This is a genomic window from Microbacterium sp. MF43 (genome assembly GCF_012847295.1).
GTDB lineage: Bacteria > Actinomycetota > Actinomycetes > Actinomycetales > Microbacteriaceae > Microbacterium.
In genome coordinates this window covers 330,903-345,045 of sequence record NZ_JABBDY010000001.1, presented here as the reverse complement: position 1 = coordinate 345,045, position 14,143 = coordinate 330,903, and the positions used below count along the sequence as shown (strand labels likewise).

Annotated in this window: 15 protein-coding genes; 4 read left to right on the top strand and 11 right to left on the bottom strand. The window is 70.9% G+C overall.

Annotated features, from left to right (window positions below; translation table 11 throughout):
• Nucleotides 1-25: 25 nt before the first annotated feature.
• Nucleotides 26-1,312 (bottom strand): ABC transporter substrate-binding protein, encoded by a 1,287-nt coding sequence (locus HF323_RS01480; RefSeq protein ID WP_169580796.1) that lies wholly within the window; start codon nucleotides 1,310-1,312, stop codon nucleotides 26-28.
• 251 nt (nucleotides 1,313-1,563) lie between these two features.
• Between HF323_RS01480 and HF323_RS01475 the strand changes: the two genes are divergently transcribed.
• From HF323_RS01475 to HF323_RS01465, 3 genes are read left to right on the top strand one after another with little or no spacing between them, the layout of a single operon-like run.
• Complete coding sequence (locus HF323_RS01475; protein WP_169580795.1) at nucleotides 1,564-1,776, top strand: cation transporter; 213 nt, start codon at nucleotides 1,564-1,566, stop codon at nucleotides 1,774-1,776.
• The gene (locus HF323_RS01470; RefSeq protein WP_169580794.1) at nucleotides 1,776-4,115 is read left to right on the top strand and encodes a heavy metal translocating P-type ATPase; all 2,340 of its coding nucleotides are present in this window, start codon (nucleotides 1,776-1,778) and stop codon (nucleotides 4,113-4,115) included. Before HF323_RS01475 ends, HF323_RS01470 begins: the two co-directional genes overlap by 1 nt.
• A 9-nt stretch (nucleotides 4,116-4,124) precedes the next feature.
• Nucleotides 4,125-4,436: a metal-sensitive transcriptional regulator gene (locus HF323_RS01465; RefSeq protein ID WP_169580793.1), complete on the top strand. Its 312-nt coding sequence runs from the start codon at nucleotides 4,125-4,127 to the stop codon at nucleotides 4,434-4,436.
• Nucleotides 4,437-4,529: 93 nt separating this feature from the next.
• Here the strand turns inward: HF323_RS01465 and rarD are convergent, their stop codons facing one another.
• On the bottom strand, nucleotides 4,530-5,459 hold the full coding sequence (rarD, locus tag HF323_RS01460; protein WP_317450993.1) for an EamA family transporter RarD: 930 nt from the start codon (nucleotides 5,457-5,459) through the stop codon (nucleotides 4,530-4,532).
• A 275-nt stretch (nucleotides 5,460-5,734) separates the two neighbouring features.
• Nucleotides 5,735-6,031 carry a co-chaperone GroES gene (gene groES / locus HF323_RS01455; RefSeq protein WP_017203655.1) on the bottom strand — a complete coding sequence of 99 codons (297 nt, stop codon included), beginning with the start codon at nucleotides 6,029-6,031 and terminating at the stop codon, nucleotides 5,735-5,737.
• 146 nt (nucleotides 6,032-6,177) lie between these two features.
• Between groES and HF323_RS01450 the strand changes: the two genes are divergently transcribed.
• Nucleotides 6,178-7,377 carry a class I SAM-dependent methyltransferase gene (locus HF323_RS01450; protein ID WP_169580791.1) on the top strand — a complete coding sequence of 400 codons (1,200 nt, stop codon included), beginning with the start codon at nucleotides 6,178-6,180 and terminating at the stop codon, nucleotides 7,375-7,377.
• On the opposite strand, the gene HF323_RS01445 is transcribed toward HF323_RS01450, so the two are convergent.
• The 8 genes from HF323_RS01445 to glmS form a co-directional block, all read right to left on the bottom strand.
• Nucleotides 7,361-7,909, bottom strand: coding sequence for a hypothetical protein (locus HF323_RS01445; RefSeq protein WP_317450961.1), 549 nt, complete (start codon nucleotides 7,907-7,909; stop codon nucleotides 7,361-7,363). The two genes, HF323_RS01450 and HF323_RS01445, sit on opposite strands and share 17 nt — an antisense overlap.
• Nucleotides 7,906-8,976: a tRNA (adenosine(37)-N6)-threonylcarbamoyltransferase complex transferase subunit TsaD gene (tsaD, locus tag HF323_RS01440; protein WP_169580790.1), complete on the bottom strand. Its 1,071-nt coding sequence runs from the start codon at nucleotides 8,974-8,976 to the stop codon at nucleotides 7,906-7,908. Before tsaD ends, HF323_RS01445 begins: the two co-directional genes overlap by 4 nt.
• On the bottom strand, nucleotides 8,973-9,470 hold the full coding sequence (gene rimI / locus HF323_RS01435; protein WP_169580789.1) for a ribosomal protein S18-alanine N-acetyltransferase: 498 nt from the start codon (nucleotides 9,468-9,470) through the stop codon (nucleotides 8,973-8,975). The genes tsaD and rimI overlap by 4 nt, the downstream gene beginning before the upstream one ends.
• The gene (tsaB, locus tag HF323_RS01430) at nucleotides 9,467-10,126 is read right to left on the bottom strand and encodes a tRNA (adenosine(37)-N6)-threonylcarbamoyltransferase complex dimerization subunit type 1 TsaB (RefSeq protein ID WP_169580788.1); all 660 of its coding nucleotides are present in this window, start codon (nucleotides 10,124-10,126) and stop codon (nucleotides 9,467-9,469) included. Before tsaB ends, rimI begins: the two co-directional genes overlap by 4 nt.
• A 43-nt stretch (nucleotides 10,127-10,169) precedes the next feature.
• Nucleotides 10,170-10,727, bottom strand: a complete 558-nt coding sequence (gene tsaE, locus HF323_RS01425) for a tRNA (adenosine(37)-N6)-threonylcarbamoyltransferase complex ATPase subunit type 1 TsaE (RefSeq protein WP_169580787.1) — start codon at nucleotides 10,725-10,727, stop codon at nucleotides 10,170-10,172.
• Nucleotides 10,724-11,839, bottom strand: a complete 1,116-nt coding sequence (gene alr / locus HF323_RS01420) for an alanine racemase (protein WP_169581318.1) — start codon at nucleotides 11,837-11,839, stop codon at nucleotides 10,724-10,726. Before alr ends, tsaE begins: the two co-directional genes overlap by 4 nt.
• Nucleotides 11,840-11,844: 5 nt before the next feature.
• Nucleotides 11,845-12,210, bottom strand: coding sequence for a holo-ACP synthase (locus tag HF323_RS01415; RefSeq protein WP_169580786.1), 366 nt, complete (start codon nucleotides 12,208-12,210; stop codon nucleotides 11,845-11,847).
• Nucleotides 12,211-12,271: 61 nt separating this feature from the next.
• Nucleotides 12,272-14,122 (bottom strand): glutamine--fructose-6-phosphate transaminase (isomerizing), encoded by a 1,851-nt coding sequence (gene glmS / locus HF323_RS01410; protein WP_169580785.1) that lies wholly within the window; start codon nucleotides 14,120-14,122, stop codon nucleotides 12,272-12,274.
• Nucleotides 14,123-14,143: the final 21 nt, after the last annotated feature.

Below are 14,143 nucleotides of genomic sequence, written 5' to 3'. Positions count from 1 at the left end.
CCGGGGCCCTTCCTTGCGAGTCGGCTCAGCCGATGCGCGTGTTCAGGTTGTCGTCGCCGTACTCGAAGACGCCGATGGTCGCCTCGGTCGGGTCACCGTTCTCGTCGAACGTGATCGGGCCGGAGTGGCCGTCGTAGTCCGCCTGGCCGCCGCTGAGGATGATCTCAGCGCAGTCCGCGTACGAGTCGCACTTCTCGCCGCCGTCGGTGCCGCCGGAGACCTCCTGCAGCTTCGCTGCCACGTCGGCCGCGTCGGTGGAGTTGGCCGCGAGCGATGCGAGCGCGAGCAGGATGACCGCGTCGTAGGACTCGTTGGCGTACGAGAAGTCGGTGAGCTCGGAGTTGCCCTCGCCCGTCCACCACTCGTTGAGCTCATCCTGGAAACCGGTGTCGGCCTCCATCGGGCCGGCAGGCGTGGTGCCCTTGGCGCCGGCCATGCTCGCCTCGGCGGGCCACTTGTCGTCCGAACCGAAGTTCTTCAGGTTGCCGTCGACCAGGTACAGCTGGTCGGCCGGGTAACCTGCGGCGAGGAGGGCCGGACCGATGGTGTAGATCTCGTCGAACGTGATCAGCACGATGGCGTCGGGGTTCGAGGCCATCAGGGCGCCGATCTGCGCGTCGAACGAGGTGTCACCGGTGTTGTACGACTGCTCCTCGACGATCGTGCCGCCGGCGCCGGTGAAGGTCTCCTGGAAGACCTCGTTCAGGCCGGTGCCGTACGAGTCGTTGAGGTACAGGACGGCGACGTTCTGGTGGCCGTCTTCGGCGACCAGGTTGCCGAGGACCTCGCCCTGGAGCGTGTCGGACGGAGCCGTGCGCCAGTAGAGGCCGTTGTCGTCCCAGGACGTGAAGTCCAGCGACGTGTTGGCCGGCGAGAACACGATGATGCCGGCTGCGACGGCGTCATCGAGGAACAGCTTGGTCACGCCCGAGGACGCGGCGCCGATCGCGGCAGTCACGCCCTCCGAGATGAGGGTCTGGATCGTGGTCGCGTAGGCCTTGTTGTCGGTGTCGCCCGAGTCACCCCACACGATGTCGTCGATCGTCAGGCCGGTGTCTTCGGCCGCGTCGTTGACGTGCTGGGCTGCCAGGCCGACGCCTGCTTCCTCCGGCGGTCCGAGGAACGACAGGTTGCCCGTCTGGGGCAGGATCGTGCCGATCTTCAGGGTGAGGTCGCGCTCCTCGGTGGGAGGCGCGCTGGTCTCGCCGGCCGTTCCGCCACCGGCGCAGCCGGCGAGGACGAGGGCGCTGGCGCCGGCGAGCGCAACGACGCCCGCGAGGGTCGACGTGCGCGAGCGGGTGAAGACGCTCATGTTGCTCCTTGCTGTGATGAACGACGGGCACGGCTTCAGGAGCCGACCCAGTGTCCCTAACCTAACCATCGGGAGCGCTTCGCAATGTTGCCATTCGTTAACGATGTGTAACGCCTCGAGATCGCTTCCGCCGCCGGTCTTCCGGGTTCGTGCGGACGACACGGACCGGGAATACCCCAGCCCGGTATAGGCTTGTCTCGTTCGTACCCCTATGGGGTATCCAGCGTATTCATCTCGAGAGAGGCGACATCATGACCCAGACGGCCGAGTACAAGGTCACCGGAATGAGCTGCGGACACTGCGAGGCGTCCGTCCGCGGCGAGGTCTCGAAGATCGCGGGCGTCGAGGCCATCACCGTCGACGCGAAGTCCGGCACGCTCATCGTCGGCTCGACTGCTCCGGTCGCCGATGCGGACGTCGTCGCCGCTGTCGACGAGGCCGGGTACGAGGCGGTGCGCGTCTGATGGAGGCGACGCCGGCACCGGGCGCCCGCATCGAGCTCGAGATCGGGGGCATGACCTGCGCGTCGTGCGCCGCCCGCATCGAGAAGCGCCTCAACCGGCTCGACGGGGTCGAGGCCTCCGTCAACTACGCCACCGAGAAGGCGACGGTCATGGCGCCGCCTCACTTCGACCCGAGCGACCTGATCGCCGAGGTCGAGAAGATCGGGTACACAGCCGTTCTCCCCCAGCCGCCCGAGCCGCAGGCGCCCGAGCACGACCACGACGTCAGCGACCGTGAGATCGAGGGACTGCGCCAGCGGCTGATCGGCTCGATCGTGCTCTCGGTCCCGGTGATCCTCCTGTCGATGATCCCCGCCCTGCAGTTCACCTCCTGGCAGTGGGCATCGCTCGCCCTCGCTGCTCCGGTCGTGGTGTGGGGCGCGTGGCCCTTCCACCGGGCGGCCTGGATCAACCTCCGTCACGGCGCCGCGACGATGGACACCCTCATCTCCCTGGGCGTGTCAGCGGCGTTCCTGTGGTCGCTCTACGCCCTCTTCTTCGGCCATGCGGGCATGCCGGGCATGACCCACCAGTTCGAGTGGACGGTGCAGCCCGGCGACGGGGCGGGGGACATCTACCTCGAGGTCGCCGCGGGCGTCACCATGTTCGTGCTGGCCGGGCGCTACTTCGAGGTGCGCTCGAAGCGCCGCGCCGGCGCGGCGATGCGGGCGCTGCTGGAGATCGGGGCGAAGGATGCCGCAGTCCTGCGGCCCGGCGCTGGAGGCGCCGATGTCGAGACGCGCGTGCCGATCGCCGACCTTCGCGTCGGCGATCGGTTCGTCGTGCGTCCCGGCGAGAAGATCGCCACCGACGGCATGGTCCTGTCGGGCACATCGGCGGTCGATGCGTCGATGGTCACCGGCGAGTCCGTACCGGCCGAGATCGGCCCGGGCGATGCCGTCATCGGAGCGACGGTCAACGCGGGCGGGCGCCTGGTCGTGCGGGCCACCCGCGTCGGCGACGACACCCAGCTCGCCCAGATGGCGCGGCTCGTCGAGCAGGCGCAGTCCGGCAAGGCCGAGGTCCAGCGCCTTGCCGACCGCATCTCGGGCATCTTCGTTCCCATCGTGCTGCTCATCGCCGTCGCGACGCTGGTGACCTGGCTCGTCCTCGGCTACGACGCGGCCATGGCACTCACCGCTGCTGTCGCGGTCCTCATCATCGCGTGCCCGTGCGCGCTCGGCCTGGCCACGCCGACGGCGCTGCTCGTCGGCACCGGGCGCGGCGCGCAGCTGGGCATCCTCATCAAGGGGCCCGAGGTGCTCGAGTCCACCCGCACGGTCGACACGGTCGTCCTCGACAAGACGGGCACCGTCACGTCTGGCCGGATGGCTCTCATCGGCGTGGTCCCGGCGTCCGGCACCGACCGTGCCGAGCTCCTGCGGCTGGCGGGCGCGCTCGAGCACGCGTCAGAGCACCCGATCGCGCAGGCCGTGGCCCGCGGAGCACAGGCGGAGACCGGCGCTCTCCCCGACCCGGAGTCGTTCGAGAGCGTGCCCGGCAAGGGCGTGTCGGGCATCGTCGACGGCCACGCCGTGCTCGTCGGCCGTGAGTCGCTCCTGGCCGACTGGGCTCTGCACCTGCCGGAGGATCTGGCGGCGGAGAAGCGCGCCGCCGAGGCCGCCGGCAGCACGGCGGTGCTGGCCGCGTGGGACGGCGAGGTGCGGGGTCTGCTCGTCGCCGCCGACCAGGTGAAGCCGACGAGCCGCGACGCCGTCGCCCAGCTGCGCGCCCTCGGACTTCGGACCATTCTCCTCACCGGAGACTCCGGGGCCGTCGCGCGCACCGTCGCCGCCGAGGTGGGCATCGACGACGTCATCGCCGAGGTGCTCCCGCAGGACAAGGTGGCGGTCGTCACAAGGCTGCAGTCCGAGGGCCGTGTCGTCGCGATGGTCGGCGACGGAGTGAACGACGCCGCCGCCCTGGCGCAGGCCGACCTCGGCCTCGCGATGGGAACGGGGACGGATGCCGCGATCGAGGCGTCCGATATCACGCTGGTGCGCGGCGACCTGCGCAGCGCGGCGGACGCGATCCGCCTCTCGCGCGCGACGCTCGGCACCATCAAGGTCAACCTGTTCTGGGCGTTCGCCTACAACGTCGCAGCCATCCCGCTTGCGGCACTGGGGCTGCTGAACCCTATGATCGCGGGGGCGGCCATGGCGCTGTCCAGTGTCTTCGTGGTGGGAAACAGCCTGCGCCTGCGGTCATTCCGCAGCCGTGCCGGAGCCGCCGAGGCATCCGTCCCCCACACTCCCGCGCCGCGAACCGCGCCGGCGCCCGACGCACACCACACCCACTGAGGATCCATGATGAGCGACACCCTTGTGCACACCGATCACAGCCACCACGGCTACATCACCGACAAGGACAAGTACCTCAACCGCCTCAAGCGGATCGAGGGCCAGGCCCGCGGCATCCACAAGATGGTCGAGGACGAGAAGTACTGCATCGACATCCTCACCCAGATCAGCGCTCTGACGAGCGCTCTCGAGGCGGTCGCGGTCGGCCTGCTCGACGACCACCTGCGTCACTGCGTCGTCGACGCGGCACGACTGGGCGGCGAAGAGGCGGATGCCAAGATCACCGAGGCCACGCAGGCCATCGCACGTCTCGTGCGCTGACCGCTCCGCCACGACCTCGTTCATCTGTGCCGAATCGACCTTCCGCCCTCGCGGGAGGTCGATTTCGCACAGATGAACCGGCCGCAGGGCCCGTCAGGCGGCGACGCGCGTGCGCCGAGCGTGCACGACGGAGTCGACCGTCAGGATGATGAGCGCGAGCCATACGAGGCCGAAGCCGATCCATCGCTCGAGCGGCATCGGCTCCTGCAGGAGCCACGCACCGATGATGAACTGCAGGATCGGCGCCACGAACTGCAGCAGCCCGATCACGGTCAGCGACGTCCGCCGCGCTCCCGCGGCGAAGAACAGCAGGGGCACAGCGGTGATCACGCCCGCGAGGCTGAGCAGCGCGGTGTGCCACGGCCCTGCGGAGCCGTAGACGATCCCGGTCGTCGCATTGACCACGATGAGGATGACCACGGCCACCGGCACCAGCCACATCGACTCGAGGGTCAGCCCGCTCACGGCATCCACAGAAGGCCCGACGCGCTTCTTCACCAGGCCGTACAGGCTGAAGGTCGCCGCGAGCGTCAGCGCGATCCAGGGGATCGACCCGTACCCGACGATGATCACCACGACCGCCAGGGCGGCGACGCCGATGGCGACCCACTGCGTGACGCGCAGCCGCTCGCGCAGCACGAGCACGGCGAGCAGCACCGTCGCGATCGGATTGATGAAGTACCCGAGGCTGGTCTCGATCACATGCCCGGTGAGGGCACCGAGGATGAACACCTGCCAGTTGATGTAGATGAGGGCGCCCGCCAGCGCGGTGAGCGCCAGCAGCCGCGGCTGCCGGAAGATGGCGCCGATCCGCGACCACGAGCGTGTCACGGCGATGAGCAGGGCGCAGAACACGAGCGACAGCAGGATGCGCCAGGCGACCAGCTCGAACGGCCCGATCGGAGCGAGCAGCAGGAAGTACAGCGGGAGGAAGCCCCACAGCAGGTAGGCGGTGAAGGCATAGATTCCGCCGAGCGTGTACTCCCGCGCGGCATCCTTCCCCGCTGCCTCGGGCGCGGGGATGACCCCGATGCCGGCGGTGGCGGTCGCGCACCCGCCGAGTTCGGTCAGATCCTCGCTCTGATCGGTCGATGACGCCTCGGAACTCACCGGTCCAGCCTAGAGCGCGGCTCGAGGCGGCAGGCAGGGCGCGAGGCACCGGAGCGGGCCGTGGACTGCCGATGTGCGCGCGATCTCTGCCAGGAGGGACGACGAGAGGGCCGGATGCCGAGGCATCCGACCCTCTCGGTACGTGTTGTGCATGTCGCGGACTGCGCCGGGGCGCCCACGACGAGCGGTCAGCGGACGACGACCGCCAGGACGTCGCGAGCCGACAGGACGAGGAACTCGTCCGCGCCGAACTTCACCTCGGTGCCGCCGTACTTGCTGTAGAGCACGCGGTCGCCGACGGCGACATCGAGCGGGACGCGGTTGCCGTTGTCGTCGATGCGGCCGGGGCCCACGGCGACGACCTCGCCCTCCTGGGGCTTCTCCTTGGCAGTATCGGGGATGACGAGGCCACTCGCGGTGGTCTGCTCGGCCTCGACCTGCTTGATGACGATGCGGTCCTCGAGCGGCTTGATGGAAACCGACACGGTCTACCTCTTCTTTCCTTGAGACTGAAGACTCGTTAGCACTCTGGTATGGAGAGTGCTTACTTCAAGTCTAGGGATGCGCTGGCACTCTTGCAACGTGAGTGCCAACGGGATGACGTCCCGTTGCACGCCCGTAGGCTGGCCGGGTGGAGATGGCCGAGCTGACCGCCCTGCTGACGCCCGAGGGCCTGCGGCTGCTGGACGCGCTGCCGCCGGTCGAGTCGGCCGACGATGTCGCGCGCGCCGTCTCGCGTCTGCGCAAGGAGGGCCACTCCCCCGACCTCGTCTCGGCCGTCGTCACCCAGTCCCGGCTGCGCACCCGAGGCGAGGCGAAATTCGGCCCGTTCGCACAGCGCATGCTCTTCACCCGAGCCGGCCTCGAGCAGGCGACGCGACTGTCGATCGCGGCGCGGCACGCGGCACGCTTCCGGGACAGCGGCCTGCAGCGGGTCGCCGACCTCGGATGCGGCATCGGCGGCGACGCGCTCGGCCTCGCCGGGCTGGGGCTGCAGGTCCACGCCGTCGACGCCGACGAGGTGACGGCGGCGATCGCGGCCTACAACCTGGCGCCGTTCGGCGACGCAGCATCGGTGCGTCACAGCACGGCCGAAGACGCCGACCTCACGGGGGGCGACGCCGTGTGGCTCGACCCCGCCCGCCGCACGGCCGGGCACACCGAGACGAAGCGCACACGCCCCGAGGACTGGTCGCCCCCGCTGGACTGGACGTTCGACCTCGCCCGCCGGCTGCCCGCGGGCATCAAGCTCGGTCCCGCGCTCGAGCGCGAGGCCATCCCCGATGAGTTCGAAGCGCAGTGGGTGAGCGCCGACGGCTCGACCGTCGAACTCGTGCTGTGGTCGGGCGCGCTCGCGCGCGAGGGAGTGCGTCGCGCCGCGCTCGTGATCCGCGGCGGCGACGCGCACGAGCTGACAGGCCCGGGCGACGCGCCCGATGAGCCGGCGCGTGAGCTGGGCGATTACCTCCACGAGCCCGACGGCGCCGTGATCCGCGCGCGACTCATCGGCGATGTCGCGCGCTCCCTCGACGCGGGGATGGTCGACGAGCACATCGCCTACCTCACCTCCGACGCACCGGTGACGAGCCCCTTCGTGTCGTCGTTCCGGGTTCGCGAGGTCATGCCCGCCAAAATCCCCGCCATCAACGGTGCGCTGCGCGCGCAGCGCATCGGGCGCCTGGAGATCAAGAAGCGCGGCGTCGACGTCGACCCGGCCCAGTTCCGCCGCAAGCTCGCGCTGAGCGGCGAGAACGAGGCGACCCTCCTCCTCACGCGCGTGGGCGCGAAGCGGATCGCCGTGCTGGCAGACCGCGTCAGCCGGCAGCCGTGAGCCTGCTCACGGCGAACATCAGCCACCCCGCGCTGTAGAGCAGCGAGACCGCGCCGAGGGTGATCGCCCAGATGGCGACCGCCCTGCTCTCGAGCGGGCGTCGCAGCGCGAGGATCGCCGTGACGATGCCGACGATCCCGATGGGGAAGCCCCAGCCGACGAACAGCGCCACGATGAGACCCGCGATGGAGAACACCAGCGCCCAGGCGGCGAGCCCCCGGTGCAGCGGCTCCGGTTCGGGCATGAGCCACGGCGCCGTCACCGGAGGCGGCTCGTCTTCGGTGCCGGGCTCGGCGGGGGCGGACTGCGTGGTCACTGCGATCGGGGCGGTGGGCAGTCTCAGGAACCCGCCGCGATGAACGCCGGGCAGCGGAGAGGCCTCATCGGCGATCGTCACGTCGGGTGACGGTGGCTCGACGGCGGGCGGATGAGGTGCCGCCGGACGCAGGATCGTCTCATCCGGCGACGGCCGCGCGGCAGGCGTTCCGTTCGCGCGATCGGCGGGCGGAGGCATCCGCTCGTCCTGGCTCACCGGGCCGCCTCCGCCACCTGGATCTGGGTGACGGGAAGCGTCGAGTCGGCCCCGAAGTCCAACGTCGACGGCAGCCGTCCCGACATCACGAGCTCGGACGCGAGCGCCGCGATCATGGCGCCGTTGTCGGTGCACAACGAGAGCGGCGGAATGCGCACCGTCACGCCCTCGGCGGCCGCCCGCTCCAGCGCGACCTCGCGCAGGCGCCGGTTGGCGATGACGCCGCCGCCCAGCAGCAGGCGCGGCACGCCGTGGTCGCGGCACGCGGCGAGCGCCTTGCTGACCAGCACGTCGACGACCGCGTCCCGGAAGCTCGCGGCGACGTCGGCCACGGGCACCGGCTCCCCCGCCGCCTGCTGCTGTTCGATCCAGCGCGCGACGGCGGTCTTGAGCCCCGAGAACGAGAAGTCGTAGCGGTGGTCGGCCATGTCGCTCGCGCGCGACAGCCCCCGCGGGAAGCGGATCGCCTCAGGATCTCCGGATGCCGCGGCGCGGTCGATCTCGGGACCACCCGGGTACGGGAGCCCGAGCAGGCGAGCTACCTTGTCGAAGGCCTCGCCGGCGGCGTCGTCCATCGTCTCGCCGAGCAGTTCGACGTCGGTGGTGAGGTCGCGGACCAGGAGGAGTGACGTGTGCCCGCCCGACACGAGGAGTGCGACCGTCGGGTACTCCAGCGGCGGAGCGTCCGGGTCGAGGATGTCGGCGGCGATGTGCCCGACGAGATGGTTCACGGCGTAGAGCGGGCGCTCGAGCGAGACGGCGAGCGCCTTCGCCGCCCCGACGCCGACCATGAGCGCTCCCGCGAGGCCCGGGCCCGAGGTCACGGCGACGGCATCGATGTCGGAGAGCGCAACGCCCGACTCGGCGAGCGCGGCATGGATCGCCGGCTCGAGCGCCTCCAGGTGTGCGCGCGCCGCCACCTCGGGGACGACTCCCCCGTATCGGGCGTGCTCGTCCATCGAGCTGGCGATCGTGTTCGACAGCAGCGTGCGACCGCGGACGATGCCGATGCCCGTCTCGTCGCAGCTCGTCTCGATCCCGAGGATCACGGGGGCGTCGCGGTTCACGTGCACACCCCCGCATCCTCCGGTGACGCGTGGCGCGCGGCGGCCCACGCGCGCAGGTCGAGCTTCATCACGACGGCATCGACGTCGTCGGGCTGGTAGTAGCGCGGTCGGCGCCCGACCTCGGCGAATCCCTCCGAGGCGTACAGCCGCTGCGCGACCGGGTTGTCGGCACGCACCTCGAGGAACAGGTCGTGCACACCCCGCCGGGATGCCTCGGTGATCAGCGCATGCAGGAGCGACCGGCCCCGACCGCGGCCCCGTGACGCCTCCGCGATCGCGATGGTCTGCACGTCGGCGTCCCTCGAGCCGCGCACCGCGCGAAGGCCGGCGTATCCCACGACCCGGCCGGCGAGCTCGTCGATCACATACCAGCCGTGGGGTGAGTCGAGCTCTTCGCGCATCATCGCGTCCGACCACGCGTCGGTCGGGAAGGACGCGCGCTCCAGAGCCATGATGGCCTCGAGGTCGGCGGGGACGGCGCGGCGGATGCTCATGTCCGCACCTTCTTCGGTCCTGCCGGGAGCGTCACGTCCGGCGAGCGCAGGTACAGCGCGTCGGCAGGACCGATCGAGCGTCCCGCGGCGAGCGCCCGCGCCGCCGTGAGCGCGAGCAGGCCGGCGGGGATGCGCGCGGCGTCGTGCCGCCGCACGTCACCGGCGTCCAGGAGTGCGTCGAGCTCGTCGCGCGGGGCGAGGCCGGGCTCGGTGCGGCGCCGCGGCAGTCCATCGTCGTCGAGACCGTCGTACACGGTGTAGGCGAACTCCCGCCGGCGGGCGTCGGTGACGACGGCGAATGCGCGGCGACCCGGCTCGTCGAGCTCGCCCGTCAGCGCATCGTGGAGCAGGAGCTCGAGCGCGACCGCGTCATGGCTGACGACGGGAACCAGCGGTACGCCCCGGCCGAGGGCGAACGTGCGCGCGGCGGCGATCCCCACCCGCAGGCCGGTGAAGGGCCCCGGCCCCATGCCCGCAGCCACGTGGGTGATCGAATCGGGACGGACGGATGCCTCGGCCAGCGCCCGCTCGATCAGGCTTCCGATGACCTCGGCGTGGCCGCGAGCGTCGGCGCTCTCGACCTGTGAGCGCACGGCACCGTCATGCTCGACGACGGCGACCGCCGATCCGAGTGAGGTGTCGATGCCGAGGATCACGCCTTCCAGGGTAATCGGCGACGCACCGACGCCGGTCACGGCGTCAGGGCCGTCGGCTCAGGGTCACGATCCGGGGCGAGTCGGCATCGAGCTCCTCCGTCGCCCGCGAGGAGGTGCCGCACGCGGTGTCGACGCCGCGACCGTGCCACTCGCGGTCGAGCTCGATCTCCCACCAGTGCTCCCGCAGCCCGTCGACCATTCCCCGGCCCCACTCGACGATCACCGCGGACGCGTCGAAGTCGATGTCGAGATCGTCGAGCTCGGCTGGCGAGCCCAGGCGGTACGCATCGACGTGGACGAGCGGCGTTCCACCCGCGAGCGAGGGATGCGTGCGCGCGATCACGAAGGTCGGGCTCTGCACCGGCCCGCGCACCTCGAGGCCCGCCGCGATGCCGCGCGTGAGGGTGGTCTTTCCCGCGCCGAGCGGGCCGGTGAGCACCACCAGGTCGCCGGGTCCCAGCATCCGCCCGATCCGCTTGCCCAGGGCCTCCATGTCGGAGGGTGACGCGATCTCGCGCGAGCCGACGAGTCCGTCGAGTGTCTGCAGGGCTTCTTCCACGCCGGGTTCAACGCCGGGCTTCTCGTCGCGCTTCCCGCTCATGCGGTGACCTGCCGACGTGGAACGCGCGGGCCGATGCGAGTCACGATCTCGTAGTTGATCGTTCCTGCCGCGCGCGCCCAGTCGTCCGCCGAGGGATCCCCGAGCGTGGGATCGCCGAAGAGCACCACCTCGTCGCCGACCGCGACGGGGTGGTCGCCCACGTCGACCACGAACTGGTCCATCGCGATGCGGCCCGCGACCGTGAAGCGGCCTCCGCCGATCGTGACGGGACCCGCGCCGGATGCCTGGCGCGGCACGCCGTCCGCGTAGCCCGCCGGCACGAGGGCGAGGGTCGTCTCGCGCGGTGCCCGGTAGTCGTATCCGTACGACACTCCCGTGCCCTCCGGCACGCGGCGGACCGCCGCCACCGCGGCGCGCAGGGTCATCGCCGGGCGCAGACCGAGGTCGGCTGCGGTGCGATCCTCGAACGGCGACAGGCCGTAGATGCCCAGCCCGATGCGCACGCAGCCCAGGCGCGACTCCGGCACCGCGATCGCGGCGTTCGTGGCGGCGAGGTGGAGAATCCGCGGCGCGAGCCCGAGGGACGCCGCCACGCCCACGCCCTCTTCGAACGCACGCAGCGCGGCCAGATCGTCTTCGCGTGACGCGTTGGACAGGTGGCTGAAGAGGGCGACCACCCGCAGCCGGCCGATGCGCTCGAGCCGTGCCGCCTCGGCGAAGACGAGCCGCTGGTCGGCCGGCGCGATCCCGTTGCGCGACAGACCCGTCTCCAGCTTGAGGTGAACTGCCACCGGCCGGTCGCCGGAGGCCGCCGCCGCCGCACGCTGCAGCTGATCGAAGCTCGAGATGCCGAGCTCCACGCCGAGGCCGGCAGCCTCGGTGAAGTCGGTTCCCGGCGCGTGGAGCCACGCGACGATCGGCGCGTCGATGCCCGCACGGCGCAGGGTGATCGCCTCGGCCACATCGGACACTCCGAGGCGCGCGGCACCTCCGGCGAGCGCCGCGATCGCCGATCGCACCGCGCCGTGACCGTACCCGTCCGCCTTGACGACCGCGATGACCTCGGACTCCGTCAGACGTCGGAAGTGGCGCACATTGTCTTCGATCGCGCCCACGTCGATGCGCGCTTCGCGCAGCACACCGTCGGGCATGCGGGTCACCGGTCCGCCTCCGCCGCCTCGGCGACGACATATGCGGTGGCGATCCCGGCGTCGTGCGACATCGACAGGTGCAGCGTCGTGATCCCTCGTTCCGTCACGACCCGGGCGGTGGAGCCGGAGAGCGTGAACCAGGGGCGGCCGGATGCCTCGGGCGTGATCTCGATCTCGGTCCAGTGCACGCCGTCCGACCCGCCGAGCGCCTTGATCAGCGCCTCCTTCGCGGCGTACCGCGCCGCGAGCGAGCGGGGCTGGAGCTCACGCTCAGCCGGCGAGAACAGGCGCTCCGCCAGGCGAGGCGTCCGCTCCAGCGTCCGCTCGAAGCGTGAGATGTCGACCAGGTCGACCCCGATCCCGACGATCACGTGACTCTCCTGTCGCGCCGCGGTCGCGGCATCCGTCACCCTATCGCGACGCCGCAGGCGCCTACTCGACGGTGACCGACTTCGCCAGGTTGCGCGGCTGGTCGACGTCCAGGCCCTTCGCCGTCGCGAGGCCCATCGCGAAGATGTGCAGCGGCACGACGGCGAGAAGGGGCTCGAAGAGCGGACCGGCCAGCGGGATGCGCAGCACCTCGTCGGCCTTGGGCAGGACGGCGACATCGCCCTCTTCGGCGATCGCGATGACGCGGGCGCCACGGGCGCGGATCTCCTCGATCGACGAGATGACCTTCTTGTGCATCTCGGCCGACTTGCTCGGCGAGGGCACGATCACGAACACGGGCTGGCCCGGCTCGATCAGCGCGATCGGGCCGTGCTTGAGCTCACCGGCGGCGAAGCCCTCGGCGTGGATGTACGCGAGCTCCTTGAGCTTCAGCGCACCCTCGAGCGCGATCGGGTAGCCGACGTGGCGACCGAGGAAGAGCACCGAGCGGGTGTCGGCCATCCAGTGCGCGAACTGCTCGATGCGGGGCTGCTCGCGCTCGAGGATCTGAGCGATCTTGCCGGGGACGGCCTCGAGCTCGTGGACGTGGGCGGCGGCGGCGGCAGCGGGCACCGTCCCGCGGATGCGGCCGATGTGCAGCGCCATCAGGTACAGGGCGGTGACCTGCGCGACGAACGCCTTCGTCGAGGCGACGGCGACCTCGGGCCCGGCGTGGGTGTAGACGATGGCGTCGGACTCGCGCGGGATGGTCGCGCCCTGCGTGTTGCAGATCGACAGCGTCTTGGCACCGCGCTCGCGCGCGTACTTCACCGCCATCAGGGTGTCCATCGTCTCGCCGGACTGGCTGATCGAGACGACGAGCGTGTCGGGGCCGATGACCGGGTCGCGGTAGCGGAACTCGTGGGCGAGCTCCACGTCGACGGGCACGCGGGTCCACTGCTCGATGGCGTACTTGCCGACCTGGCCGGCGTACGCGGCCGTGCCGCAGGCGATGACGATGATGCGCGAGATGTCGGTGAAGAGCTCGTCGAGCCCGTCCAGTTCGGGGATCACGACCTCGCCTTCGTGGATGCGGCCGCGCAGCGTGTTCGCGACAGCCTCCGGCTCCTCGGAGACCTCCTTCGCCATGAACGACGACCAGCCGCCCTTCTCGGCGGCGGCGGCATCCCAGGTCACCTCGAAGGGCTCGACCTCGACCGGGCCGCCGGCGAAGTCGGTGACCGTGACGCCCTCGGGGGTGATGGCGACGATCTGGTCCTGGCCGATGGCGAGGGCGTTACGGGTGTGCTCGACGAATGCGGCGACATCGGAGCCGAGGAAGTTCTCGCCCTCGCCCAGCCCGATGACGAGCGGCGAGTTGCGACGGGCTCCGACGACGAGGCCCGGCTCGTCCTCGTGCATGGCGAGAAGGGTGAACGCGCCCTCGAGGCGCGACACGACGTTGCGGAACGCCAGGACGAGGTCTCCCGCCGCGCGATACTCGCGACCCAGCAGCACGGCGGCGACCTCGGTGTCGGTCTGGCTGCGGAAGGTGTAGCCCTCGGCGAGGAGTTCGTCCTTGAGCTCGGAGAAGTTCTCGATGATGCCGTTGTGGATGACGGCGAGCTTGTCGTCGTCGGCCAGGTGCGGGTGCGCGTTGTCGTCGGTGGGTCCGCCGTGCGTGGCCCAGCGGGTGTGGCCGATGCCGGTGGTCCCGTCGCTCAGCGGCGTGTTCTCGAGGTCGTCGCGCAGGACGCCGAGCTTTCCGGCGCGCTTGCGCATGCCGAGGTCGCCGTCCGCATCGATGACCGCGATGCCCGCCGAGTCGTAGCCGCGGTACTCGAGACGGGCGAGGCCCGCGAGAAGGATGGCCTGGCTCTGGCGAGGGCCCACGTATCCGACGATTCCACACATGCCCTCAATGGTAGGCGGGCC